Here is a 25,722-nt window from a genome sequence, read left to right as displayed (position 1 = left end):
CACTGGTTAGAGGCGTGAATCACTTATTTCATAACAATTCGACATCGGAGATTCACTCTCCGGTTACCTTGTCTGATCGCCATGAGCATACGTTTTGCTACGCATTACACCGTTGTTCGCGATAGAGTGAGTGAGATCAAATGACGAGTTCATCGGAAGGAGATGAACGGTGACAGCATCCGGACATCCAAACCAGGGACCGGCAGTCCCCAATGACCTTGGAGGCACCAGCCTCCCACCGGTCAACGAGAAGGAATCCCCACGGTCTATTGGTGAGCTCGTGGCGGGGGTGACCGAACGCTTCTCCCGCCTGATTCGTGACGAGATTGAGCTCGCAAAGGTTCAGGCGAAGGCGAAGGCGTCGAAGGTCGCGGGGGGCGTAGTCTTCTTTGCGATTGCTGGCGTCCTTGCCCTCTATGCGCTCGGGATCCTTCTCCTTGCCGCCGTTTACGGACTGGCGAATGCGGTGCCGCTCTGGCTTGCCGCTCTTATCGTCGGCGTCGTTATCCTCCTGATCTGCGGCATCCTTGCCCTGATTGGGATTAAGAGCCTCAAGGCCTCAAACAAGCACGTTGTTGACCCGAAGTCGGGGCTCATAAACGACATTGAGGCAGCGAAGAAGGGACTGAACAAGAATGAGTGAATCGGCTCCCAAGCGTTCAGCGGCTGACATTGAGGCCGACCTGCAGAGGACCCGCGCCGAGCTGACAGACACTGTCGACGAGCTCGCACGCCGACTTGACCCGAAGGCCAACGCGAAGGCTGCGGCCGATCAGGCCAAGAACAAAGCTAACGAGTTTGCCGATAAGGCACGCGGGGTCGCCGACGATGCTGGCAAAGGAGATGCGGCATCGATCGGAATCATCGTCGCGGCGGTGGCGACTGTGGCGCTCGCCGGGTACCTGATCCTGAAGAAGTAGTTGACGACCCAGCCCGTTTGGGCATGACAAGGGGGTGAGAGGCGGATGTGTTCCTCTCACCCCCTTGCTTTTGCTCTGGAGCTATCGGCCTCGGTTAGTGGCCTGACGTTGATTCCAGAAGCTTTTCGACCTCGTCCTTCCGGAAGCGACGGTGCCCCCCGAGTGTGCGGATCGATGATAGTTTCCCTGCATTCGCCCATCTGGTCACGGTCTTGGGATCGACGTGAAAAAGCGCGGCGACCTGCGATGGGGTGAGCAGTTCCTGCTCGTACTGTGTTTGCATGTGTCCTCCTCGGACTCGCGGACGCTATGTCCAGATTCTCAGCAAATGTCACGGTTCTTCGGGGTCCAAGGTCCCGAATTCCGGAATTGCTGGCCATGACGTAGAATGTTGGGTGCCATCGATGTACCTTTGAGGCGCAAGATAACTGACCGATCTAGTTGAGGGGGGTCGACGCCATGGGGCGCGGCCGTCAAAAGGCCAAGCAACGCAAAGTTGCTCGCACACTGAAGTACTCCAGCCCGGAAACTGACTACCGAGCGCTGGAGCGTGAGCTTGTCTCCAGGGGAGACGAGGGTTATGAAGAGTCGGAAAGCTACGACGAGTCAGACGACTACGACGATCAGTATTCCGACTATGAGGACTACTACGGCGAGGATGAGGACGAGGAAGACGAAGCCTGATCCTCGGCATCACTAGTGCTCCTAGTTAGAAGCTAAACATAGGGGGCGCGGCACAAGCCGTGCCCCCTAGCTGTATCCTCAAACTCCCAGCTGTATCCGCAACTCCCATAACTCAGCCCCGATAGCCCGCTACACGGCACCCGCGGTAACGCCATCCCTCACCCACATACCCATCTCCTTAGCCGGCAAGAACCCGCGGTTTCCCGCGGGTTCTTGGCATTGGTTATCGGTGCGGTCCGGCACCGGGGTGGTCTTAGAGACCGATGTAGGTGCCGGTGAGGCGGACGCCGCCGCCGTCCACTCCCTTGGCGCCGCGGAGCGCTTCCCCACCATCATCGGTGCGGACAACGCCAGCGTCCCAGGCGGGGATACCCGCGGCGACGGAGGCGGCGATGGTGGCCTGTGCGTGCTCTGCGGGAACGACGGCAAGCATGCCGATGCCGAGGTTGAGGGTACCCTCGAGGTCCGCCGTGGGGACGCCACCGAGATCGGCAATGACCTTGAAGATCGGCGGAACCTCCCAGCGGGAAACTTCGGCAAGTAGGCCCGCCGGCATGACTCGCGCCAGATTGGCTGCCAGGCCGCCTCCGGTCACGTGGCAGAAGGCATGTGCACGATTTGCCATCTCCAAACACACGTTTGTATAAAGACGCGTCGGTACGAGCAGTTCCTGTCCGATTGTCGTTCCCAGATCATCCACGTGCTTCTCGTAGCTCCATCCGGCAACTTCAAGAACCTTGCGAACTAGGGAGTAGCCGTTGGAGTGGATGCCCGAGGAGGCCATGGCGATAATGGCATCGCCTTCCCGGACCCGCTCGGGGCCGAGAACGCTGTCCGCTTCGACAACGCCGGTGGCTGCTCCTGCGACGTCGTACTCTTCTTCACCGAGAAGTCCGGGATGTTCGGCCGTTTCCCCACCGAGCAGCGGGGTGTTGATCGAGGCGCAGGCGGTGGCGATGCCGCGGACAAGGTCGGCGATCCGCTCGGGGACGACCTTCCCGCAGGCAATGTAGTCGGTCATGAGAAGGGGTTTTGCCCCGACCACGACAATGTCGTCGACGACCATGCCGACCAGGTCCTGGCCAATCGTGTCGTGAATGTCGAGAGCCTGGGCGATCGCGACCTTCGTGCCAACACCGTCCGTTGAGGTGGCAAGGAGCGGCTTGCCGTATTTCAGGAGCTCGGATGCGTCGAGAAGGCCAGCGAAGCCGCCCACGCCGCCGATCACGTTGGTGTTGTGGGTCGAGGCTACGGCCGACTTCATGAGTTCAACGGCGCGGTCGCCCGCCCGGGTGTCGACACCCGCCTGTGAGTAGGTGATCTTCAACTTATTCCTCCACTGCTGGATCCAGCCCGGCGGCGACCTTCGCGTGGTCGACCGGGATCGGGTACTTACCGGAGAAGCAGGCGGTGCACAGCTTCGATTCGGGGATTGTGGTGGCCGCAATCATCCCCTCCGGGGAGATGAAGCCAAGGGTGTCCGCGCCAATAGACTGGCAGATCTCGTCAACGTTCAGACCGGATGCAATGAGCTCCGCACGGGTCGCGAAGTCGATTCCGAAGTAGCACGGCCATTCCACCGGTGGGGACGAGATGCGGACGTGAATCTCGGCGGCGCCCGCTTCGCGCAGCATGCGGACAAGCGCACGCTGCGTGTTGCCGCGGACGATCGAGTCGTCGACAACAACGATCCGCTTACCTTCGATGACTTCACTCATCGGGTTGAGCTTGAGGCGGATACCGAGCTGACGCATGGTCTGGGTGGGCTGAATAAAGGTACGACCCACGTAGGCGTTCTTCACGAGACCCTGGGCGTAGGGGATCCCGGACTCCTGGGCGTAACCGATGGCGGCGGGCGTGCCCGAGTCCGGTGTGGCGATCACGATGTCGGCATCAACCGGGTGTTCGCGAGCTAGCGCCCGCCCCATTTCGTTCCTCGATGCATTGACTCCCCTGCCCGCGATCTTCGTGTCGGGGCGGGCCAAGTACACGTATTCAAAGATGCAGCCCTTCGGGGTTGCATCGGCGAAACGAACCGAGCGCGGCCCCGCTTCGTTGATGATGAGGAGTTCACCGGGCTCGATTTCGCGGACGAACGTGGCGCCGATGATGTCGAGGGCCGCTGTCTCGGAAGCAACGACCCAACCGGCCGACAGGCGGCCCAGAACGAGTGGGCGGAAGCCGTAGGGGTCCCGGGCTGCATACAGCGTCCCTTCATCCATGAACACGAGCGTAAAAGCGCCCTTGAGGGTGGGCAGGATCCCGGGGGCCGCTTCCTCGAGGGAGTCGTAGTTGTCAGCGGCACCGAGAAGGGCCGTGATAACAGCGGTATCGGTCGAGGAGCCCCTGCCCAGTTCACCCGTGAGGTCCTCGCCCGCGTCGTCACGCACCTTGGCCATGAGGGCCTGGGTGTTGATGAGATTGCCGTTGTGCCCAAGGGCAACGGTTCCGAACGGGGTCGGGCCGAGCGTGGGCTGTGCGTTTTGCCAATGGGACTTGCCGGTCGTGGCGTAGCGGACGTGGCCAACGGCGATGTGCCCGGTCAGCGGGTGGAGGTGATCTTCGTTAAAGATCTGGGAGACAAGACCCATATCCTTGTAGATCAGGATCTGCTTCCCGTTGGAGGTGGCGATTCCGGCGGACTCTTGGCCCCTGTGCTGGAGCGCGTAGAGCCCGAAGTAGGTCAGGCTTGCGACATCTTCGCCCGGCGCCCACACGCCGAACACGCCGCATTCATCCTGGCCCTTGTCCTCTGGATCGAGAACATGGGTGAGCCGACCATCATTTTGCATGCTTTCCCTTTACAAGTTGGAAGCGGGGTCCGGTGGGCAAGACCTCTGTCAGTCTCACCCGAACATCTGTACCGACAGGCAGGTTCTTGCCGGTCACGGAAGCCTCAACGGCAGGATCGGACAGCATGACACTACCGCGCTGCTCCTCGGAGCCTTCCTTGGGTTCGGATGCTTCAACGACCACTCCGTAGAAGACTTCCCCCTCTCGGCCGGTGAGGATCAGGCCCTCGAGGGCGTTAATGGCGCCATTCTCGTAGTTTGAGGCCCGCTGGCCTGCCTTGGCCATTTCCCTCGGGAGCTTCGGAAGAGCATCCAGAACCCACTGCGGGATCGGCTCACCCGCGCAAAGGCAGCGGCACACTTCAAGGCTGTAACGATCAACAAGGCGCCGTAGCGGAGCCGTCACGTGAGCGTAGGCGGAAGCAATAGCGGCGTGCTCGGAGTATGCATCGTTGCCGACCTCCCTGTCGCCCCTGTCCTTGTCGGCAGCATCTTTACCAGCGTTGTTCTTGCCGCCCTTGCCGCCATCATTATTCTTATCTCTACCGCTCTCCTGCTCCTCCACGCCGAGTGCGAGATAGGAGGCGCCGCGGAACAGGCCGACGGCTTCGTTGAGGAAGGCGGCGTGCTTTGGTTCTTCGGAGTTGAGGGAACGCACATAGTCCGGATAGGACACGTCCCTCGGCCAGTCGAGATCGAGGGCGTGCGCGACCTGGCGCAGGCGCACATAGTCCTTTTCGCGGGCGGCAGGCAGGGTGCGGAGAATTCCGACGCCAGCGTCGAGCATCATGCGCGCTGCCGCCATCCCCGTCAGCAACGAAATCTGTGCGTTCCACTCATCGATCTCGGTGACCGCACGGTAGACCAACTGGTAGCCACCGTCTGCGGCCTCGATGTTCTGCTCGGGCAGGTCCAGCGATATGCCACCGCGAGCAATCTCGCGATGGATTCTCAGCCTCCCGATTTCGGCAAGCAGGCGGGTCAGGTCGGCGGGCACGTCGTCCGCGAGCACCTTCCCGGTGTCGTGGGATTCCTGCACTTCTTCGTAGGTGAGCTGGGCCCGCGACCGTACAACGGCAAGTTCCACCCAGGAATGGCTTAAAGCACCCTCAGAATCCAGATGAAGGTACCAGAGGTAGGCGGGCCTATCCTCCCCCTCAAGCAGCGACGCTACGCCCGCAGAGAGCTCCCTGGGGTGAAGTGGGATGGAACCGTCGGGGCCGTAGTAGGTCACTCCCCGGTTGTGCACTTCCTGGTCGAGGCGGCTACCCGGTTCAATGAAGAGGCCGACGGCACTGATTGCGTAGCGAACGAGGTAGCCGTCGCCTTCGCGGGACAGGTGCATGGCCTGGTCGAGATCCGCAGCGCCCGGCGGGTCGATTGTGACAAAGGGAATGTCCCGCCGGTCAGGGTATTCGCTCAGGTCGACGGTTCGGATGTCGTCAACCGCCTCCTGAGGATACTCCTCGGGTATCTTCAGCTTTTCGCGCAGGGTAACCAGCGCGCTGACCATTTCCTGGGGTTGTGCCACGTTAACGCGGACTATTCGCTGAGCCACGTTTTCAGGCTAGTCCAACTTCTTCGATTTCTTCAGAGATTTGCGATCGAGCAGGAGGGCAACGAGCGCTCCAAGGAAAATCCCGACCGGAACGGCGGTGAGAAGCGTGGCCGTTACGACGTCGCCAATGGCGTAGTAGCCGGCACCGGGACCGAACTGGACGATGAGTAGGCCAACGATCGCTCCGAGCACCGCTCCTAGGAACATGAAGCGCCCGTACCGCGGAGCCCGTCTTGGGTTCGTTACGTAGAACTCCGGCTGCTCAGATTCCATTCTTACTTCCTCGAAACAGTGGCAGATAGGCGGAGAGGTCTGCTCTCACGCCCGATGCCCCCACTTTACCCGCGTCGACTGCATCATCCCAGCTTACCGCCCCCACCGTCAGGTCCAGCCACGTATCGAGATCGATCTCGACAACGTTCGGCGGGGTGCCGCGAGTATGCCGTGGACCGGCAATGGCTTGGACGGCACCCACGTAGGGCACCCTGATCTCCACGGACTTCCCGGGGCTCAATGTCGCGATCTCTTCGAGTGCGCCGCGTCCCGCGGTGCGCTTCTCCCCCGCACTCAGCTCCTCACCAGCCACGTAGCGCCCAATGATCCCATCGAGTACTACCGGTTCAATCCGCCTTCTCATTCCACCAGGATAGCTTCCCCGGCGCGCAGGGTCGTTTCGGCAATAGCTGAGGCGCCCACTTTCGTGGGCGCCTCAGGCTTGTGTCTTCTCGCAGCCTGCCTCCTAGCGGAGGCCTGGCAGCGTTAGCTCATTAGCGGCGTACTGCCGGGGTGTCAATCTCGTCGCCATCCCAGTCGCCGACGAATGCATCGTCGCCGGTACGGCCGTAGTTGAGGACGAGGTCGGCGTTGCCGCCGGCCAGGTCGTTCTTCATGAACCAGGTGTGGCCACGGCGAAGCGCGAACGAATCACCGTCGTTACCATCCCAGTCACCGGCGAAGACCTCGTCGCTTGCGCGACCGTAGTGGAACTCAACGTCGGCGTTACCGCCGGTCATCGTGTTCTTGACGAAGAAGGTGTCGCCGCGGCGGACAGCGAGGGTGTCTTCACCATCGTTATCCCAGTCGCCTGCGTAAACCTCATCGGCGTCACGGCCGTAGTTGATGACGGCGTCAGCCTGGCCACCGGTCAGGTCGTTCTTGATGAAGTAGGTGTCACCGCGACGGACAGCGAGGGTATCCACGCCGTCACCGTCCCAGTCACCCACGAGAACAACGTCGTCGTCACGGCCGTAGCGGAGTTCAACATCGGCCTGGCCACCAACAAGGGAGTTCTTGAAGTAGTAGGTGTGGCCGCGGCGGACCGCGAGGGTATCGGCGCCGTCACCGTCCCAGTCACCCACGAGAACAACGTCGTTGACACGTCCATAGGCGAACTCAATGGAGGCCTCGGAAGCGGTCCAGTCGTTGGAGACGTAGAACCACTTGCCGGGAATCGGCTCAGGCTTGGTATCGGAAACAAGAACCGTCACCGGGATCTCAACATCGGTGTCGACCGAGCCATCTTCGAAGGTCGTGACGATCCGCAGGACCGACTCTTCCGGAGCATCGCCCGGAAGGGCAGCCTCAACGGTTGCCTGACCGGTGTCGTCGATGCTGGAAGTGACGGTGGTGTCGATGTCGGCGGAACCAACCTCTTCACCGTTGAGGGACAGGGTGACCGTGGTCGGCTTCTCTTCGAACGCGGTGAACGCGAGGGAGGAAAGGGACACGTTGACGGTCTCGCCAGCGGCAAACTGCTGCTCACCGATCTCGAGGCCGATCGAACGCTGGCCAGCGGGGATCGTCTCGCCGTGGCCCGCCTCAAGGTAGTCCACGTAGCCGTTGAGATCGACGTAGCCGGTCTCGCGGAAGTTCGTGCCCTCGGTGAAAACGGTGAAGCCATCCTGGCCACCGAGGAGGAACGTGTTCGAAGCAATCGTGTAGGTAGCTGCCGGGTCAACGGCTTCACCGTCGATCCAAACACCGGTGATATCGCCACCATCTTCAGCCGTCGGATCGTACGTGTAGGTCACATTGTCCGACAGGCCAAGGCGGAGAACCGGGCGGGGCTGCTCGGGCTGGAACTGCTGCTCGAGCATGGTGTAAACCTGCTCGCCCGTGAGGTCGATCGTGCCGATCGTGTTGCCGAACGGCTGGGTCGTGTAGGCCTCGCCGTAGGTCACTTCACCATTGCCGTCCTGGTCCATGTCCGCGCGGACACCACCCGGGTTGATGATGCCGAAGTCGGCTCCCATATCGAAGTTCTCCGCAGTGAACAGTGCGGCGTTGGCAAGGTGGTTGCCCATCGACGACTCGGTGCCGCGGTTCGCACCGGGATCCGTTCCATCATTGGTGCCGCGCCATGCATTATCAGTGATCTCAGCGAGGACCTCGGCGCCAAGCACCTCGGCCTCGGCGACAGCGTCATCAACGAGTGCCTCGATGTCCGGGTCTGCCGCAACGGTCTCGTCAAGCTCGACGATCTCGGTGAGGACAATGTCAGCACCGTCAGCGGCGAGGAGGATGCGGGCGTGAGCAAAGTTCTTGCCGTATTCGCCAGCCTGGAGGATCGGGGCGCCACCGTCGGTGGTGTCCTCGGAAACGATGTGGGTGTGGCCAGCAAAGACCAGGTCGACGTTCTCGTCGAGACCCTTCGCGAAGGTGTCACCCTCGTGGAACAGGGAGACAACGATGTCGGCTTCGCCGTTGGCGTCGTCGCCGTCCTTGAGGTCGGCAGCAATGTCGTTGGTGACGGCAACCGGATCGTTGAAGGTCAGGCCAGCAATGCCGTCCTGAGCAACGATATTCGGAGTGTCAGCCGTCACGGTGCCAATGTAGGCAACCGTGACGCCCTCAACCTCGACGAGTTCGTATGGGGGCTCCGCAATCTCATCTGCACCGCCGACGTTTGCACCGAGGTAGGAGAAGTCAACATCGGGGATCACACGGTCCCGAAGGTCCGCATAGCCCTGATCAAACTCGTGGTTACCAACCGCCGACACGTCGAGGCCCATGGCATCGAGAATGTCGAGAGTGGGCTGATCGTTGGCGATCGACGAGACATAGGCCGAGCCGCCAATGTTGTCACCGGCCGACACGAAGTGAGTGTCGGGGTTCTGTGCGCGGATCTCATCGATCTGCGTCTTCAGGAACGGAGCGGTCTCGATGTAACCGTGGAAATCGGTGATACCGACAATGTCGAGAGCCTGTACGCCGCCGGCAATCTCAACCGGAAGGGCGAAGTCGGTGTCGACCGAGCCATCTTCATAGGTCGTGACAATGCGAAGCTCAGCGTCGTCGGCAACAACCGCGGGGATGGTTGCCTCAACGGTTGCGGTACCGGTGTCATCAATGCTGGAAGTGACGGTGGTGTCGATGTCGGCGGAACCAACCTCGACACCGTCAATCGAGAGCGTGACCGTGGTCGGCTTCTCCTCGAATGCGGTGAACGCGAGCGAGGAGAGCTCAATGTCGAGCGTGCCACCGGCAACCAGCTCGGTCTCGTCAAAGACAAGGCCAATGGAACGCTGACCAGCGGGGATCGTCTCGCCGTGGCCCGCCTCAAGGTAGTCCACGTAGCCGTTGAGATCGACGTAGCCGGTCTCGCGGAAGTTCGTGCCCTCGGTGAAAACGGTGAAGCCATCCTGGCCACCGAGGAGGAACGTGTTCGAAGCAATCGTGTAGGTAGCTGCCGGGTCAACGGCTTCACCGTCGATCCAAACACCGGTGATATCGCCACCATCTTCAGCCGTCGGATCGTACGTGTAGGTCACATTGTCCGACAGGCCAAGGCGGAGAACCGGGCGGGGCTGCTCGGGCTGGAACTGCTGCTCGAGCATGGTGTAAACCTGCTCGCCCGTGAGGTCGATCGTGCCGATCGTGTTGCCGAACGGCTGGGTCGTGTAGGCCTCGCCGTAGGTCACTTCACCATTGCCGTCCTGGTCCATGTCCGCGCGGACACCACCCGGGTTGATGATGCCGAAGTCGGCTCCCATATCGAAGTTCTCCGCAGTGAACAGTGCGGCGTTGGCAAGGTGGTTGCCCATCGACGACTCGGTGCCGCGGTTCGCACCGGGATCCGTTCCATCATTGGTGCCGCGCCATGCATTATCAGTGATCTCAGCGAGGACCTCGGCGCCAAGCACCTCGGCCTCGGCGACAGCGTCATCAACGAGTGCCTCGACATCAGCATCGGGGGTTACCGTCTCATCGAGGGCAACAATCGCCTGTGAATCAATGGTGATGGTGCCGTCAACCGCAACCGTCAGGGAGGCGTGAGCAAAGTTCTTGCCGTATTCACCAGCCTGGAGGATCGGGGCGCCACCGTCGGTGGTGGTCTCCGAAACAATGTGGGTGTGGCCAGCAAAGACCAGGTCAACGTCAGCGCCAAGTCCCTTTGCAAAGGAATCGCCCTCGTGGAACAGGGAGACAACAACGTCGGCCTCTCCGTTGGCGTCATCGCCGTCCTTGAGGTCGGCAGCAATGTCGTTGGTGACAGCAACCGGATCGTTGAAGGTCAGGCCCGCCACGCCGTCCTTGGAGACGATCGTCGGGGTGGTTTCGGTGACGGTGCCAATAAAGGCAACGTTCACGCCATCGATATCAACGATGTCGTACGGTGGCTCCGCAATCTCATCTGCACCGCCGACGTTTGCACCGAGGTAGGAGAAGTCAACATCGGGGATCACACGGTCCCGAAGGTCCGCATAGCCCTGATCAAACTCGTGGTTACCAACCGCCGACACGTCGAGGCCCATGGCATCGAGAATGTCGAGAGTGGGCTGATCGTTGGCGATCGACGAGACATAGGCCGAGCCGCCAATGTTGTCACCGGCCGACACGAAGTGAGTGTCGGGGTTCTGTGCGCGGATCTCATCGATCTGCGTCTTCAGGAACGGAGCGGTCTCGATGTAACCGTGGAAATCGGTGATTCCGACAAGGTCAATCGTGACAGGCTCGGTATTGGTGTTCTGGGGTTCAACCGCGACATCCTGCGGTTCGGTCGTCGTCTCCTGCGGCGCAACGCTTCCGGTGTTCTCGGAGTCGTCCTCCACCGGCGCGGCGGCTGCCGGGACTGAAAGTCCCACAGCGGCCAGGGCAACGGTGGCAGCCACAGCGATGGGGCGTCTGGTGCCCTGTAGGTGAATTCGCATCACTTACGTCCTTATCACTGGGTGAACATATGACACACTTAACATACACGGAAGCAGTAAACATCGGGTTAAAACTGGGCAGATGGTGATCGACTAAATAACCCCTAGGATGATCATGATTACCAGTTGTTTCGATCCAACACAGTCAGCGGATGAAGCATACTGGCAACCACAGCAACAAGGCATGAATGCAGATCGGGAAGGAACGGCACATGCAAGCGTCACTCACCCTCACGGGGACACCAGTAGTACCGGGAATCTCGTACGCAAAGACCGCGTGGGCCAGAGTCGTCCCCGAGCCAGCCGACACCGCGCCCGACCTTCCCGAATCAGAGCGCGACGCTGAGAACGAACGCTTCCTCGCCGCCTCCGAGGCCGTAGCGGACCGCCTTCTCACCCGAGCCGCAAACACCGTTGGAACAGCCTCCGATATTCTCGCTGTCTCCGCAGGCTTCGCCAAAGACAAGGGATGGCGGAAGGATGTGTCCAAGCGAATAGCTAACGGCACTCCCCCAGTTCAGGCCGTCACTCAAGCAACCCAAATGTTCGTGGACGTATTCCGTGCCCAGGGCGGGCTCATGGAAGAGCGGATCACCGACCTGGTTGACATGCGCAATCGCGTCATCGCCGAACTCGAAGGGCACCCCGAACCCGGGATCCCCACGCCCGACGAACCCATCATCCTCCTCGCCGATGATCTGGCACCCGCCGACACTGCCGGTCTCGACCCGGAACTCATTCTCGGCATTATCACCCGGCTGGGCGGGCCAACCTCCCACACGTCGATCATCTGTCGTCAGCTCTCCATCCCCTGCATCGTTGCCGCACGGGACCTGGAGAAGATCCCCGAAGATTCCATGATCATCATGGATGGCGATTCCGGCGAATACTCGCTCGATCCGGACGTTGATCTCGCCACAACCCTCTCCGAAAACGACGCGAAGAGGCGCGCACATGCGAGGGAATGGACCGGCCCCGCGCAGACCAAGGACGAGCATCCCGTCGAACTGCTCGCCAACATCCAGGACCGGGCCGGCGCGGAACGTGCCGAGGCCTCTCAAGCAGCCGGAATCGGCCTGTTCCGCACCGAGCTCTCATTCCTCAACACCCCGACCGAACCCAGCATTGATGAGCAGACGGACCTGTACCGCAGCGTCTTTGGACGTTTCCCCGGTGCCAAGATCGTTGTTCGAACCCTCGATGCCGGATCCGATAAACCTGTTGCTTTCGCTTCTGTACCGAACGAAGAAAACCCTGCCCTCGGCGTGCGCGGCCTGCGCACCTCCGGGATCGACGAAGGCCTCCTCACGCGTCAGATCGATGCGATCGTCACCGCCTCCGCGGAACACGATGGCCCGAACTGGATCATGGCGCCCATGGTCTCCACCGTGTCAGAGGGCCGCTGGTTTGCCGGCCTTATTCGAGAGCGTGGCCTCAAGGCCGGAATCATGATCGAAGTACCGGCAGCGGCAATCATGATCGACCAGTTCCTCGAAGAAGTTGATTTCGTGTCGCTTGGAACAAACGATCTCACCCAGTACGTCATGGCAGCGGACCGCGGCAACGCTAACCTCGCGACCTACACCGACAACTGGCAGCCCGCCGTTCTCACCCTGATCAATCAAGTTGCCCAGGCCGGCGTCCGGCACGGCAAGCCCGTTGGTGTCTGCGGCGAAGCCGCGGCCGACCCGAATCTCGCCGCCGTCCTCATCGGCATGGGAGTCACATCGCTCTCCATGGCTCCGGGTGCCATCGCCTACGTCGGATCCCGACTCTCCGAAGTCACCCTTCAGCAGTGCCGGGAAGCAGCCGAGGCCGTCCTGCACGCACCCGACCCAATCAAGGCCCGGCAGACCGCCATCGCCATCCTGCAGGGCAAGGGCACGTCCGCCTAGCCGCACCCGTACATCGATCCCGAGGCACCAGGTCAGCACTGGCTCCTCGGGATCGATCTATTGCGCACGTTTTGTCAGCACGGCCCGAGGGCGTTCCAATATGAGTGTCGGGGTGAGGCGAGTTTCCTCGCTTCACCCCGACACCTCTGTGCTCTTCGCTGTTTGAACGAGACTTACGTTGCTTAGACGACGCCCTGGTCGAGCATTGCTTCGGCCACCCGGACGAAGCCTGCAGCGTTGGAGCCTACGACATAGTCGTCGGGGCGGCCCGTGTACTTCTCGGACGCTTCGACGCACTGGCGGTGAATGTCCTGCATGATCGAGTCGAGACGGTCGGCAATATCTTCGCGGGTCCAGGACTGGCGTGCAGAGTTCTGCTGCATTTCCAGGGCGGAGACGGCAACGCCACCGGCATTGGCGGCCTTGCCTGGGCCGTACAGCAGGTCGGCGGCCTCGAAGACCTCAATACCCTCGGCATCGGTCGGCATGTTGGCACCCTCGGCTACGGCCTTGACGCCGTTCTTGACGAGCGTGCGGGCATGGTCGCCGTCAATTTCGTACTGGGTAGCGCACGGGAGAGCAACGTCAACGGGGACGTCCCAGACGGCACCGTCGGTGTGGAGCTCGGCGGACGGGCGTTCCTTCACGTAATCGGCAACGCGACCACGGCGAACGTCCTTGATTTCCTTGAGTAGCTCAAGGTCGACGCCTTCGGCGTCGTAGACCCAGCCGGACGAGTCGGAGAAGGTGACGGGCTTGGCGCCGAGCGCAAGAAGCTTCTCAATCGAGTAGATGGCGACGTTACCGGAACCGGATACGGAAACCGTCTGACCTTCAAAGTCTTCGCCGCGGGTCTGTAGCATTTCGCGGGTGAAGGCGACCAGGCCATAGCCGGTGGCCTCGGTGCGGATCAGCGACCCGCCCCATCCCAGGCCCTTACCGGTGATCATGCCGGCTTCGAAGCTACCGACGAGGCGCTTGTACTGGCCGAACAGGTAGCCGATCTCGCGTCCGCCCACACCAATGTCACCGGCGGGGATATCGACCTTGGAGCCGACGTGGCGGTACAGGCCGGTCATGAAAGACTGGCAGAACCGCATGATTTCGTTGTCTGAACGGCCGTGCGGGTCGAAGTCCGAGCCGCCCTTGCCGCCGCCGATCTGCTGGGCGGTGAGAGCATTCTTGAAGATCTGCTCGAAGCCCAGGAATTTCACGATTGATGCGGAGACCGTCGGATGGAAACGGAGACCGCCCTTGATCGGGCCGAGGGTCGAGTTGAACTGGACACGGTAGCCGCGGTTGACGTGGTACACGCCATCATCGTCAACCCAGGGAACACGGAAGTGGATCATCCGCTCCGGTTCGACAATGCGCTCAAGAATGGCAAAATCCCGGTACTCGGGATGCTGCTCGAGCACAGGGGCGAGCGAATCCAGAACGCCAGTGACGGCTTCATGGAATTCCTTCTCGCCGGGGTTGCGTACAGCCAGTTCCCTACGGACTGACTCGATGTAATCATTCGCAGTGCTACTCATGACTGACACGCTAGTTCATGAAAGGAAACCAGGTCGATACTGTCCACTGCGAAATATTCCACATTTCATCGAGTTTGCGCTGATCGCGGCTTATGAAACGGACAGTACGAGAAAATTGGCGGAAATAAAGCCCTCCCCTACGATCTTTTTCCTTGAAGCAAGGAGACCAATCGTGAGGGAGGGCATTTTACGCCTTCATTCGGCGCGTGACAAGAGTCAGTTCTGCGGTGCTCGAGGAGCGGGACCGACAAGCTCGTCGATGAGGAACGAGTAGATTTCCTCGCCCTGGATTACGAGCCTGTCACCGCCGGTCGTGCCGATTCTTGCCGCCACAACACCCTCGGCTTCCGCCGCTGCGTGGACCGCGGGGAGTAGGTGCTCGGGAACAGCAATGACTGCACGAGCCTGCGACTCGGAGAAGAGTGCCGTGAAGTCATCGGCACCGAGCTTCTGCAGGTCGATCGAGGCACCCATCCGGTAGCGCAGCACCATGTCGGTGAGCGTCTGGACAAGTCCACCATTCGACACGTCGTGAGCGGCTTTGGTGACATCGGCTTCCGCGAGCGCAACCAGAACGTTGCCCAGCGCGACTTCCTGCGCCAAGTCAACCTTCGGGGGCAGGCCACCGAGGTGGTCGTGGATGGTGCGAGCCCATGCGGAACCGTCGAGTTCGTCCGCGACTTCGCCCAATGCCAGGATTGCAAGCCCTTCTTCCGTCCATCCGGAGGGACGTGCCGTCTTGACGTCATCGAGGACGCCGAGCATGGCAACAACCGGAGTGGGGTTGATGGACTCGTCGCCCGACGAGTTGTAGAGGGAGACGTTGCCGCCGGTAACGGGGATCCCAAGTTCCACGCAGCCGTCCGCGAGGCCTTCCATGGCCTGCACAAGCTGCCACATCAGGTCCGGGTCCTCGGGGTTACCGAAGTTCAGGCAGTCGGAGATCGCAATCGGCTTCGCACCGACCGTGGCGACGTTCCGGTAGGACTCCGCGAGTGCGTGACGGGCACCTTCGTACGGGTCGAGCTTCGTGAACCAGCCGTTGGCATCCGTCGCAACGGCCACCCCGCGTCCGGTTTCTTCGTCGACGCGGATGACCCCGGCATCGTCCGGCTGCGCCAGAGCGGTATTGCCGCGAACGAAGCGGTCGTACTGGCTGGTCACCCAGTCCTTCGGAGCCTGGTTCGGGGAGTGCAGGACGCGGATGAGCTGCTCGCGTAGCTCACCACCCGCGGCGGGGCGTTCCAGCTTCTCGCTCGTATCGGCCTGGAGGGTGTCCTGCCAGTCGGGGCGGGCGTAGGGACGGTCGTAGACCGGTCCATCAACGGCAACCGTCTTTGGGTCCACGTCAACGATCCGGTGGCCGTTGTGGTCGATGGTCAGGCGTCCGTCACCGGTCACCTCACCGATCACGGAGGCCTCCACTTCCCACTTGTCGATGATCTTCATGAACTCATCGAGACGCTCGGGGGCCACCACCGCCATCATCCGCTCCTGGGATTCCGACATGAGGATCTCGCCAGCATTCAGGGTGGAGTCGCGCAGGAGAACCTCTTCCAGGTTCACGTGCATACCCGAATTACCGTTCGCGGCAAGCTCCGAGGTGGCGCAGGAAATACCTGCAGCACCAAGGTCCTGAATGGCCTCGACGAGACCGTTCTGGAACAGCTCGAGGCAGCATTCGATGAGGATCTTCTCCATGAAGGGGTCGCCCACCTGAACCGACGGACGCTTGGTTGGCATGCCGCCCTCGAAGGCCTCCGAAGCAAGAATCGAGGCGCCGCCGATACCGTCGCCGCCCGTGCGGGCACCGAACAGCACAACCTTGTTGCCCGCACCTTCGGCATTGGCCAGGTGAATGTCCTCGTGGCGGAGCACGCCTACCGCGAGCGCGTTAACGAGCGGGTTGCCCTGGTAGGACGAATCGAACTCGACCTCGCCACCGATGTTTGGCAGGCCAAGGGAGTTGCCGTAGCCCGCAATACCGGCGATGGCACCGTTGGCCACGCGCCACGTGTCCGGCTCGTTCGGGTCACCGAAGCGAAGCTGATCCATGACGGCAACGGGGCGGGCACCCATGGCGATGATGTCGCGGACGATACCGCCCACGCCGGTGGCCGCGCCCTGGTAGGGCTCCACGTAGGACGGGGAGTTGTGGGACTCGACCTTGAAGGTCACCGCCCATCCGTCACCCACGTCCACAACGCCAGCGTTCTGGCCCATGCCAACAAGAAGATGCTTGCGCATCTCATCCGTGGTCTTCTGACCAAACTGGGCGGACAGGTGCTTCTTGGAAGACTTGTAGGAGCAGTGCTCCGACCACATCACGGAGTACATGGCGAGCTCGGCGTTCGTTGGGCGCCTGCCCAGCAGGTCCTTGATTCGCGCGTACTCGTCATCCTTTAGGCCGAGGGCCGCGTACGGCATCTCCTCGTCCGGAGTGGACGCAGCATTGTCGACAGTATCGTGAATCATCTCAGAACCCCCATGAGCGACTGGAAGATCGGAAGGCCATCAACGCCGGTACGGATGCCATCAGCTCCGTCGGGACCGAAGCCAGCCTCAACGGCATGTTCCGGGTGCGGCATGAGGCCAACAATGGTGCCGGCCTCGTTCGTGATTCCCGCAATGTCATTGCGAGACCCGTTCGGGTTCACATCGAGGTAACGGAAGACAACGCGACCCTCACCCTCCAGCTCCTCAATCGTGGAGTCGTGCGCCTGGAAAGAGCCCTCGCCGTTCTTCAACGGAATAACAATCTCGGCATTCTCATCGAATGCTGAGGTCCACGAAGTGCGGTTGTTCTCGACCCGCAGCTTCTGCTCCCGGCAAATGAATTTCTGGTGGTCGTTACGCACGAGCGCGCCGGGAAGCAGCCCCGCCTCGCACAGCACCTGGAAGCCGTTGCAGATACCCAGGACCGGCATGCCTGACTTGGCGCGGTCAATCACGGACGACATGACCGGGGCGAGCGCAGCGATTGCGCCACACCGCAGGTAGTCACCGTAGGAAAAACCTCCGGGGATGATAACGGCATCGACTCCCTTGAGATCGGAATCTGCATGCCACAGTTCGACTGCTTCGCCGCCAGCAAGCTTCACGGCCCGGCGTGCGTCCCCCTCATCAAGCGACCCGGGGAAGGTGATGACACCGACTTTCACTGTTCCTCCGCATATACGCCGACAACGTCTTCGATCACGGGATTGGACAGGACCGTCTCGGCGGCCTTCTTGGCGGCCTCAAGGTCCGCCTCTGTGACGTCGCCTTCAACGGTCAACTCGAACCGCTTTCCCTGGCGAACATCGGTAAAAATGTTAAGACCCTGGTGTGGCAGGGCCCCGGCGATAGCCTTTCCTTGCGGATCAAGGATTTCAGGCTTTGGCATGACTTCTACAATGATGCGTCCCATGGGATCAACTGTAGCGTCAACAGGTTCGATATCGCTTCGCAGTCTGCCCTGCGAGCCAGAAACCGTCACCGCTCACAGCGGTGCCATTTGGTCGGTGCCTATTTCTTCCAGGTGCGCCCGGTGAGCCGCTCGTACGCCAGGATGTAGCGTTCGCGAGTCTTGTCAACGATGTCTGCAGGAAGCTCCGGCGGCGCCGAATCCTGATCCCAGTCGGACTCTTCCGAAGTCAGCCAGTCGCGAATGAACTGCTTATCCAGGGACGGCTGGGGTTTGCCGGGCTCGTAGATCGACGCATCCCAGAAGCGCGACGAGTCCGGGGTGAGAATCTCATCCGCAAGGATCAGCTCCTTCTCACCCGGCTGGAGACGATATCCGAACTCGAACTTCGTATCGGCAAGAATGACACCCTTTTCCTTCGCGATCTCCCGTGCCCGCGTGTAGAGAGCAATCGACTTTTCACGAAGCTGAAGGGCAGTTCCGGTGCTGACCCGATCCTTGACCTCTTCGAAGGTGATGTTCTCGTCGTGCTCCCCGACCTGCGCCTTCGCGGCGGGAGTGAAGATTGGCTCGGGAAGCTCATCGCATTCCTCAAGGCCCTCGGGAAGCTCAACGCCGCATATGCTGCCGGTCTCCCGATATTCGGCAAGGCCGGAACCCGCAATGTAGCCGCGAACCACGCATTCGATCGGCATCATTTGAAGACGCTCGGTAATCATCGAGCGACCCTTGACCGTTTCCGGCACCTCGACCGACACGAAGTGGTTCGCGGTGACATCGGAAAGCTGATCAAACCACCAGAGGGTCATCGACGTGAGGATCCGTCCCTTGTCTGGAATCGGGCTCGGAAGCACGTGGTCGAAGGCAGAGATGCGATCGGACGCCACGATGAGAAGTGCGTCGCGCCCAGAATGCGCAGACAGGTCAGCCGGAGCGTACAGGTCCCGGACCTTGCCGGACGTAAGATGCGTCCAGCCGCGAAGATTCTCATACGGCGTCTTAGTCATACGAGTATTGTCCCACGAAAACCGGCATTATGCGCCCCTAACTTTAAGCGTCCCAAACCCGCGATTTAAGCCCCTGGCCTGCGGAAAGACCTCAGAACTCAAGAGAATCTTGAGCCTCTGGGACGAAGGTGCCGCATAGGGCGTCACAGCAGTCCGTCAATGACCTCACTAGGTCAAATGACGTTATCTGGATGCTCTTGTCCGATATTGATATCGATCTCGGGTAGTTAGACTCCCGCAGCAATATCGGTACGGTATTGCGCCCCCTCAAAGGGCACGATCTTCGCGTAGGCGTCCTCCCGAGCAGCCGCTACCGTCTCACCAAAGCCTCGGACGCACAGCACGCGCCCGCCGTTCGTGACAATCTGGTCGTCCTTGCGGGTCGTACCGGCGTGAATCAGATCGGGAACATCCTCGATCTGGTCGCCGAGCTGGAGCTTGCCCGGGTATCCCGCGCTGGCCAAAACAACGGTGACAACAGCTCCCGGATCCCAGTCGAGCGGGGCAAGCTGGTGAAGCATGCCGGTGGCAGCAGAGTAGAGCACCTCCGACAGTGGCGTCTTGAGCCGCGGCAGAACCGCCTGCGTCTCCGGATCCCCGAAACGAACGTTGAACTCGATAACTCGAATGCCGCGCTCGGTAAGCGCAAGACCGACGTACAGGATCCCGACGAACGGGGTTCCCTGCCTTTCCATTTCACGCACCACCGGGTAGGCAACGCGCTCGAGAACTTCCTCGGTCAGGTTCTCGGGAGCCCAGGGAAGCGGCGAGTACGATCCCATGCCACCCGTATTCGGCCCCTCATCCCCATCCTTCAGACGCTTGTAGTCCTGCGCCGGCTCAAGGGGAACCACGGTCTTACCGTCGCAGACGCACAGGAGCGAAACTTCCGGACCGTCCAGGAACTCTTCGATAACAACGGAACCGCCCCGGTCAATGCAGTGGTAGGCGTGTTCCTTTGCCTCTTCCAGATCCGTTGTGACAACGACTCCCTTGCCCGCTGCTAGGCCATCGTCCTTGACGACGTAGGGGGCCGGAAACATTTGCAGGGCCTCATCGGCCTGCTCGCGGGTCGAGCACACGTGGGCAAGAGCCGTGGGCACCTCCGAAAGCGCCATGATCTGCTTCGCAAATGCCTTTGAGCCTTCGAGCTTGGCGGCGCCACCCGACGGGCCAAAGACCGCAATCTCGGCTTCCCTCAAGTCATCGGCCACACCCGCAACAAGGGGCGCCTCGGGGCCGATTACGACGAGATCCACAGCCTTTCGGCGAGCAATCTCAACCATGTCGGCACCGTTGAGAATATCGCCCGCAATGCATTCGGCGTTCGCAATCGATTCGATCCCCGGGTTGCCGGGAACAGCGACAAGTTCTTCAACGTGAGGGGCGAGTGCAAGCGCCAGGGCATGCTCGCGGCCGCCCGAACCGAGGAGGAGAATCTTCATACCCATGAGCCTACCTGCGCCTCCGCCATGACGCGGTACTCGCGCGCATTTCGATCACCAGATGAACAGGGTAATGACCGCAAATTCGGATAGCGGCCACGGCACTTCTTCACTATTCCCGGCACACATCTAACCGCTAATAATCCCCCACCAATCCCCGCCCTCATCTTTCTGCTACCTATCAGCAGGAACAGGAAGCGGCAGGCGCCGAAGCACCTGCCGCTTTCCTATGCGAAGGGATTAGTTAGTTACTTGCGTGCGGCCTCGATGCGGTCGCGGAACTCGCCGAGCTGGTTGGTGATGCCGGCCGGAACCTTGTCACCGAACTGCTTGAAGTATTCTTCGACCTGATCGATCTCGCTTGCCCAGGCATCCGGGTCGGTCTCGAAGAGCTTGTCCCAGGTCTCCTTGTCGACATCGGTGCCGTCAAGGTTGAAGTCCTCGAACTTGGGGTAGCGACCGGTGATGCCGTCGGTGGCCTCAACGCGACCGTCGGCGCGGCGGACGATCCAGTCGAGTACGCGGGAGTTGTCGCCGAAGCCGGGCCACATGAACTTGCCGTCCTCGTCCCTACGGAACCAGTTGACCTGGTAAACCTTGGGGAACTTGTCGCCAAGCTTGGCCTGCATCTCCGTCCAGTGGCCCCAGTATTCGGCCATGTTGTAGCCGCAGAAGGGAAGCATGGCGAAGGGGTCGTGGCGGAGCGAGCCAGCCTTGACGTCCGTAGCGGCAGCGGTGACCTCGGAGGCAACCGATGCGCCGATGAAGACGCCGTGGTCTGCCGAGTACTGCTCTGCCACCAGCGGGACGTTGGTGGCGCGGCGGCCGCCGAACAGGATCGCGTCAACCGGAACACCCTCGGGCGCCTCCCAGTCGGGCGAGATGATCGGGCACTGCGAAGCCGGAACGGTGAAGCGGGAGTTCGGGTGAGCGGCAAACTTGCCTGCCTCCGCGTCTGCCTTCGTGAAGTCGTTGCCGTGCCAGTCGATCAGGTGATCGGGCATCTCGCCGTCGATACCCTCCCACCAGACATCACCATCGTCGGTCAGTGCGACGTTGGTGAAGATGGAGTTGGCGCGAGCCGTGTCCATTGCCATCGGGTTGGTGTCGTAGGAGGTGCCGGGAGCAACGCCGAAGAAGCCAGCCTCGGGGTTGATCGCACGGAGACGACCCTCCTCATCCGGGCGCATCCAAGCAATGTCGTCACCGATCGTCTCAACCTTGTAGCCCTCAATGGTGGGCTGCAGCATGGCAAGGTTCGTCTTGCCACAGGCCGAGGGGAAGGCAGCGGTTACGTGGAACTGCTTGCCGGTTGCCTCTTCGGTCAGGCGGAGGATCAGCATGTGCTCTGCCATCCAGCCATCGCGGCGAGCCATGGTGGAGGCGATGCGGAGTGCGTAGCACTTCTTGCCTAGCAGGGCGTTGCCGCCGTAGCCCGAACCGTAGGACCAGATCTCGTTGGTCTCGGGGAAGTGAGTGATGTACTTGTCGTCGTTGCAGGGCCAGGACGTATCGGGGCGCTCATTGCCCTCTGCATCGACCAGCGGGTAGCCGACCGAGTGAACGGCGGGGACCCATTCGCCGCCCTTGCCAATGAGCTCGAGCGCCGGGGTGCCCATGCGGGTCATGATTCGCATGTTGACGACAACGTATGGGGAGTCGGTGAGCTCGATGCCGAGCTGCGAAATCGGGCCGCCCACCGGGCCCATCGAGAACGGAATGACGTACATGGTGCGGCCGCGCATCGCGCCGTCGAAGACACCCTTGAGGGTCTCCTTCATTTCCTTAGGGTCCGCCCAGTTGTTGGTCGGGCCAGCATCCTCTTCCTTTTCGGAGCAGATGTAGGTCCGCGACTCAACACGCGCAACGTCGGACGGCAGGGAATGAGCAAGGAACGAGTTCGGACGCTTCTCCGGGTTCAGGCGAGTGAACATACCCGACTCAACCATCTGCCCCGTGAGCAGATCCCATTCTTCGTCGCTACCGTCGACCCAGAAAATGTCCTTCGGCTTTGCCAGGTTCGCCACCTCGGCTACCCAGGCAACAAGATCGGCCGGAGCAATCTCCGGGGCCTCTGCCTTGACACTCTCGGCGGTGTAGGTCTTGTCAGTCATCGCGCTTCCTCCTAGAAACTAGGCGATGGTCTTTTTCCTTTATTGGTTAAGTACCACTTATGATTATTCCGGTTAAAAATCGCCCAACGGTGGGACTATTGGCATTATTTCGCTGGGAAATGAATTGGGACTCTCGACCTAATTGACCCTTCCATGTTGTCGCATTTGTCCATCAAATAATCTCAAATGGGCTTTTGTAGCAACCCCACTGAAACAACACCCAAACCGGCCACTAATTTGTCCGATGAGTTACTAAATCGCATATAAAAGCATCCGATCTGCCCTGTTTGATCATCTCATCGTTACCGATCGGTAAGGTCCGCGGGTCGAATTCGGCAAATTGGTAGAACTCCCCAAGGTTTTGTTCACAGATTCAGCAGTTCTCCGCTTAGTCTGGACCTTGTAGCCGACAGCTCACGCACCGGCATTCTGAAAGGACAACAATGAAAACCCGCACCAAGAAAGCATTGGCCATAGCAGCCGTTGCACCGACCATGCTGGTCCTCTCAGCATGCCGGATGGAATCAATCATCGAAATCAATGAAGATGGCTCCGCCAACGTCATCATGGAGATGGAAGACACCCAAGGCATGATGGCCGGCATGGGTTACACCTGCGACCAGGTCTTCGAAGAGATGGGCCTCTCCGAAGAGGATGAAGCAGAGTACGTCGTCGAGGACATCTCCGGCGAGAACCTCGCATGCCGTCTCACCGCGAACAGCATGGAGAACGTCGTTGATGGCGAGACCCTGATCGACAACGGTGACTCCTACACGTTCCTCATGGAGGGCGATCCCTCGATGAGCATGGAAGAGATCCCACCGGAGATGGGCACCTTCGAGTTCATCATCACGATCCGCATGCCCGGAGAGATCGTTGAGGCCACCAACGGCGGCCAGATCGATGGAAACTCCGTTAGCTACAACGATCTTGAGGTCATGGCCCAGGGCTTCGAGGTTACCGGCATGAAGTCCGGTGGCGCCACCAACGGCGGCAACGAAGGTGGCAATGATGGCGGCTCCGACGATGGCACCGGAAATGAAGGTGGCAACGAGGGTACCGACGACGGCACCGGCAACAACGACGGCGTCCCCGGTCCGGATACCGGTAACGACGACGGCACCTCAAACAACGGTGGCGATGACACCGGTAGCAACGGTGACGACACCACCAGTAACGAGGCCGACGACGCTAGCGACTCCGATGAAGAGGGCGGCTTCCCGATGTGGGCATGGTTCGCCATCGGTGGCGGCGCCATCGTCATCATCGGCCTTGTCGCTTGGATGATTGCCCGCGGCAACAAGAACAAGAACCAGGGCGGCCCCTACGGTCCCGGTGGCGGCTACGGCGGTCCCCAGGGTGGTTACGGAGCCCCGCAGCAGTACGGTGGCCCCCAGGGCGGCCAGCAGTACGGCGGACCCCAGGGTGGACAGTACGGCGGTCCTCAGGGCGGCCAGTACGGTGGCCCGCAGCAGGGCGGCCAGCCTCCTCAGGGAGGCCAGGGCAACTGGGGATGATCCCCAGAGCGGTAACTGTATCCGGTAGGACCCACAGCGATCGCTAACTCTTGGGGAGGGCAGGTGCACACGGCACCTGCCCTCCCCCTTTTATTACCATGACCGCCCGCGCTCTGTTGAGGCTCTCCGTTTATCGCTACCCCGTTAATCGCTACCTCGCTATTACCGTTGCCGCTCCCGTTTATCACCCCTCCTCTAGCGCCTGTCGGACCGCTTCCCGCTTTGCGTAGAGAAAAGCCGAGGGCGCCACAGTCAGTAACCGTGGCGCCCTTCGTGCTAGTTATTCAGTTCTCGTCGCTGCGACGAATCTCCCTTGCTCTTATATGAGAGGGTGGCGGACGATGGTCTGCTCGCGGCCGGGACCAACACCGATCGAGGAGATCTGGGCGCCGGACATTTCCTCGAGGGCAATGACGTAGTCCTGTGCGCTCTTCGGGAGATCCTCGAAGTTCCGCACGTCGGAAATGTCTTCCTGCCAGCCCGGGAAGTACTCGTAGATCGGCTTCGCATGGTGGAAGGATGTCTGATCCGCCGGCATGTCCTCGTGACGAACACCGTCAACGTCGTATGCCACGCAGACCGGGATCTGATCAAGGGTGGAGAGAATGTCGAGCTTCGTGAGCACGATATCGGTCAGCGAGTTGACGCGGGTCGCGTAGCGGGCGATCACGGCGTCGTACCAACCGCAGCGGCGGGGACGTCCCGTTGTCGTTCCGAACTCTCCACCGCGTTCACGCAACCAGTCACCAGATTCGTCGTGAAGCTCCGTCGGGAAGGGACCCTCACCAACGCGGGTTATGTACGCCTTGGCAACGCCCACGACGCGGTCGATTCGGGTGGGGCCAACGCCCGAGCCCGTGCATGCGCCGCCCGCAGTTGCCGACGAGGACGTAACGAAGGGGTAGGTGCCGTGGTCGACATCAAGCATGGTGGCTTGGCCGCCCTCGAAGACAACGGTCTCACCGTTGTCGAGAGCATCGTTGAGAAGGTTGGTGACGTTCGCGACCATCGGCTTGATCCGATCGGCATATTTGAGGAGCTCCTCGGTGACGATGTCGATGTCAGCGGCCTTTGTGTTGAACACCTTGAGGAACAGGTGGTTCTTCTGATCGATTGCCGACTCCACCTTCTGACGCAGGATCGACGCGTCGAACAGGTCCTGGATGCGGATGCCGATGCGGTTCATCTTGTCTGCGTAGGTCGGACCAATGCCACGGCCCGTGGTACCGATCTTGCGGTTACCGAGGAAGCGCTCCGTGACCTTGTCGAGAGTCCGGTTGTACGAGGGAATGACATGAGCATTGGCAGACACCTTAAGCTTCGAGGTGTCGATTCCGCGCGACTCAAGCTCATCGACTTCCTGGAAGAGCACATCGAGATCAACAACAACACCACCACCGATGACCGGCGTGCACGAATCGGTGAGAGCACCGGCTGGAATAAGGTGAAGAGCGAACTTCTCACCATCAACCACGATCGTGTGGCCCGCATTGTTGCCGCCGTTGAACTTCACGACATAGTTAACGTCCGTGCCGAGCTGGTCAGTGGCCTTACCCTTCCCTTCATCGCCCCATTGGGCGCCGATGACAATGAGTGCCGGCATGGTGATCTCCTTCAATGGTTTATACCGAGAGCGCGTTCATTCTAGTTCGGGCTGACTTACAAGACATCGGTGTCTCGCCCTGCAACCGCCTACGCA

20 protein-coding genes are annotated in these 25,722 nt (G+C 60.9%); 5 read left to right on the top strand and 15 right to left on the bottom strand.

What is annotated here, in order from left to right; all coding sequences use genetic code 11:
- The first annotated feature begins 169 nt into the window (after nt 1–169).
- Nucleotides 170–643, top strand: coding sequence for a phage holin family protein (locus ACTHUY_RS07485; RefSeq protein ID WP_126704084.1), 474 nt, complete (start codon nt 170–172; stop codon nt 641–643).
- Nucleotides 636–920 carry a DUF3618 domain-containing protein gene (locus ACTHUY_RS07480; protein ID WP_126704085.1) on the top strand — a complete coding sequence of 95 codons (285 nt, stop codon included), beginning with the start codon at nt 636–638 and terminating at the stop codon, nt 918–920. The genes ACTHUY_RS07485 and ACTHUY_RS07480 overlap by 8 nt, the downstream gene beginning before the upstream one ends.
- A gap of 94 nt (nt 921–1,014) precedes the next feature.
- Here ACTHUY_RS07480 and ACTHUY_RS07475 read toward each other — a convergent pair whose 3' ends face one another.
- On the bottom strand, nt 1,015–1,203 hold the full coding sequence (locus ACTHUY_RS07475) for a BldC family transcriptional regulator (RefSeq protein ID WP_441678307.1): 189 nt from the start codon (nt 1,201–1,203) through the stop codon (nt 1,015–1,017).
- A 176-nt stretch (nt 1,204–1,379) separates the two neighbouring features.
- On the opposite strand from ACTHUY_RS07475, the gene ACTHUY_RS07470 reads away from it, so the two are divergent.
- Nucleotides 1,380–1,604 carry a DUF3073 domain-containing protein gene (locus tag ACTHUY_RS07470; RefSeq protein ID WP_441655184.1) on the top strand — a complete coding sequence of 75 codons (225 nt, stop codon included), beginning with the start codon at nt 1,380–1,382 and terminating at the stop codon, nt 1,602–1,604.
- Between the two features lie 253 nt (nt 1,605–1,857).
- Here the strand turns inward: ACTHUY_RS07470 and purM are convergent, their stop codons facing one another.
- The 6 genes from purM to ACTHUY_RS07440 all read right to left on the bottom strand — a co-directional run bounded on the left by purM (nt 1,858) and on the right by ACTHUY_RS07440 (nt 11,104).
- A complete protein-coding gene (gene purM / locus ACTHUY_RS07465; RefSeq protein WP_441678305.1) occupies nt 1,858–2,931 on the bottom strand; it encodes a phosphoribosylformylglycinamidine cyclo-ligase in 1,074 nt (357 codons plus the stop codon).
- A gap of 1 nt (nt 2,932) precedes the next feature.
- On the bottom strand, nt 2,933–4,396 hold the full coding sequence (gene purF / locus ACTHUY_RS07460) for an amidophosphoribosyltransferase (protein WP_441678303.1): 1,464 nt from the start codon (nt 4,394–4,396) through the stop codon (nt 2,933–2,935).
- A complete protein-coding gene (locus ACTHUY_RS07455; protein WP_441678301.1) occupies nt 4,386–5,954 on the bottom strand; it encodes an RNB domain-containing ribonuclease in 1,569 nt (522 codons plus the stop codon). The genes purF and ACTHUY_RS07455 overlap by 11 nt, the downstream gene beginning before the upstream one ends.
- Before the next feature lie 9 nt (nt 5,955–5,963).
- On the bottom strand, nt 5,964–6,227 hold the full coding sequence (locus ACTHUY_RS07450) for a hypothetical protein (RefSeq protein ID WP_441675800.1): 264 nt from the start codon (nt 6,225–6,227) through the stop codon (nt 5,964–5,966).
- The gene (locus ACTHUY_RS07445; RefSeq protein ID WP_441675799.1) at nt 6,217–6,591 is read right to left on the bottom strand and encodes a sterol carrier family protein; all 375 of its coding nucleotides are present in this window, start codon (nt 6,589–6,591) and stop codon (nt 6,217–6,219) included. The genes ACTHUY_RS07450 and ACTHUY_RS07445 overlap by 11 nt, the downstream gene beginning before the upstream one ends.
- A 130-nt stretch (nt 6,592–6,721) precedes the next feature.
- Nucleotides 6,722–11,104, bottom strand: a complete 4,383-nt coding sequence (locus ACTHUY_RS07440) for a bifunctional metallophosphatase/5'-nucleotidase (RefSeq protein ID WP_441678299.1) — start codon at nt 11,102–11,104, stop codon at nt 6,722–6,724.
- 212 nt (nt 11,105–11,316) lie between these two features.
- On the opposite strand from ACTHUY_RS07440, the gene ptsP reads away from it, so the two are divergent.
- Entirely contained in the window at nt 11,317–12,999 is a 1,683-nt protein-coding gene (gene ptsP / locus ACTHUY_RS07435) for a phosphoenolpyruvate--protein phosphotransferase (protein ID WP_441678298.1), read from the top strand.
- 182 nt (nt 13,000–13,181) lie between these two features.
- Here the strand turns inward: ptsP and gdhA are convergent, their stop codons facing one another.
- The 7 genes from gdhA to ACTHUY_RS07400 form a co-directional block, all read right to left on the bottom strand.
- Nucleotides 13,182–14,534, bottom strand: coding sequence for an NADP-specific glutamate dehydrogenase (gene gdhA / locus ACTHUY_RS07430; protein ID WP_441678296.1), 1,353 nt, complete (start codon nt 14,532–14,534; stop codon nt 13,182–13,184).
- Nucleotides 14,535–14,750: 216 nt separating this feature from the next.
- Nucleotides 14,751–17,009 (bottom strand): phosphoribosylformylglycinamidine synthase subunit PurL, encoded by a 2,259-nt coding sequence (gene purL / locus ACTHUY_RS07425; RefSeq protein ID WP_441678294.1) that lies wholly within the window; start codon nt 17,007–17,009, stop codon nt 14,751–14,753.
- A complete protein-coding gene (purQ, locus tag ACTHUY_RS07420) occupies nt 17,006–17,695 on the bottom strand; it encodes a phosphoribosylformylglycinamidine synthase subunit PurQ (protein ID WP_126704094.1) in 690 nt (229 codons plus the stop codon). Before purQ ends, purL begins: the two co-directional genes overlap by 4 nt.
- Nucleotides 17,692–17,943 (bottom strand): phosphoribosylformylglycinamidine synthase subunit PurS, encoded by a 252-nt coding sequence (gene purS / locus ACTHUY_RS07415; RefSeq protein ID WP_126704095.1) that lies wholly within the window; start codon nt 17,941–17,943, stop codon nt 17,692–17,694. Before purS ends, purQ begins: the two co-directional genes overlap by 4 nt.
- 98 nt (nt 17,944–18,041) lie before the next feature.
- Nucleotides 18,042–18,947: a phosphoribosylaminoimidazolesuccinocarboxamide synthase gene (locus ACTHUY_RS07410; RefSeq protein ID WP_441655193.1), complete on the bottom strand. Its 906-nt coding sequence runs from the start codon at nt 18,945–18,947 to the stop codon at nt 18,042–18,044.
- 227 nt (nt 18,948–19,174) lie between these two features.
- Entirely contained in the window at nt 19,175–20,392 is a 1,218-nt protein-coding gene (gene purD / locus ACTHUY_RS07405) for a phosphoribosylamine--glycine ligase (RefSeq protein ID WP_441655194.1), read from the bottom strand.
- A gap of 248 nt (nt 20,393–20,640) precedes the next feature.
- Nucleotides 20,641–22,506, bottom strand: a complete 1,866-nt coding sequence (locus tag ACTHUY_RS07400; RefSeq protein ID WP_441678292.1) for a phosphoenolpyruvate carboxykinase (GTP) — start codon at nt 22,504–22,506, stop codon at nt 20,641–20,643.
- Nucleotides 22,507–22,949: 443 nt separating this feature from the next.
- On the opposite strand from ACTHUY_RS07400, the gene ACTHUY_RS07395 reads away from it, so the two are divergent.
- Nucleotides 22,950–24,023: a hypothetical protein gene (locus ACTHUY_RS07395; RefSeq protein ID WP_441655196.1), complete on the top strand. Its 1,074-nt coding sequence runs from the start codon at nt 22,950–22,952 to the stop codon at nt 24,021–24,023.
- Between the two features lie 319 nt (nt 24,024–24,342).
- Here the strand turns inward: ACTHUY_RS07395 and ACTHUY_RS07390 are convergent, their stop codons facing one another.
- Nucleotides 24,343–25,626 (bottom strand): adenylosuccinate synthase, encoded by a 1,284-nt coding sequence (locus ACTHUY_RS07390; protein ID WP_441678290.1) that lies wholly within the window; start codon nt 25,624–25,626, stop codon nt 24,343–24,345.
- Nucleotides 25,627–25,722: the final 96 nt, after the last annotated feature.

This window comes from Flaviflexus sp. (assembly GCF_052087705.1).
Taxonomy (GTDB): domain Bacteria; phylum Actinomycetota; class Actinomycetes; order Actinomycetales; family Actinomycetaceae; genus Flaviflexus; species Flaviflexus ciconiae.
The sequence above is the reverse complement of the archived record's forward strand: the minus strand, read 5'-3'. Positions and strand labels throughout refer to the sequence as shown.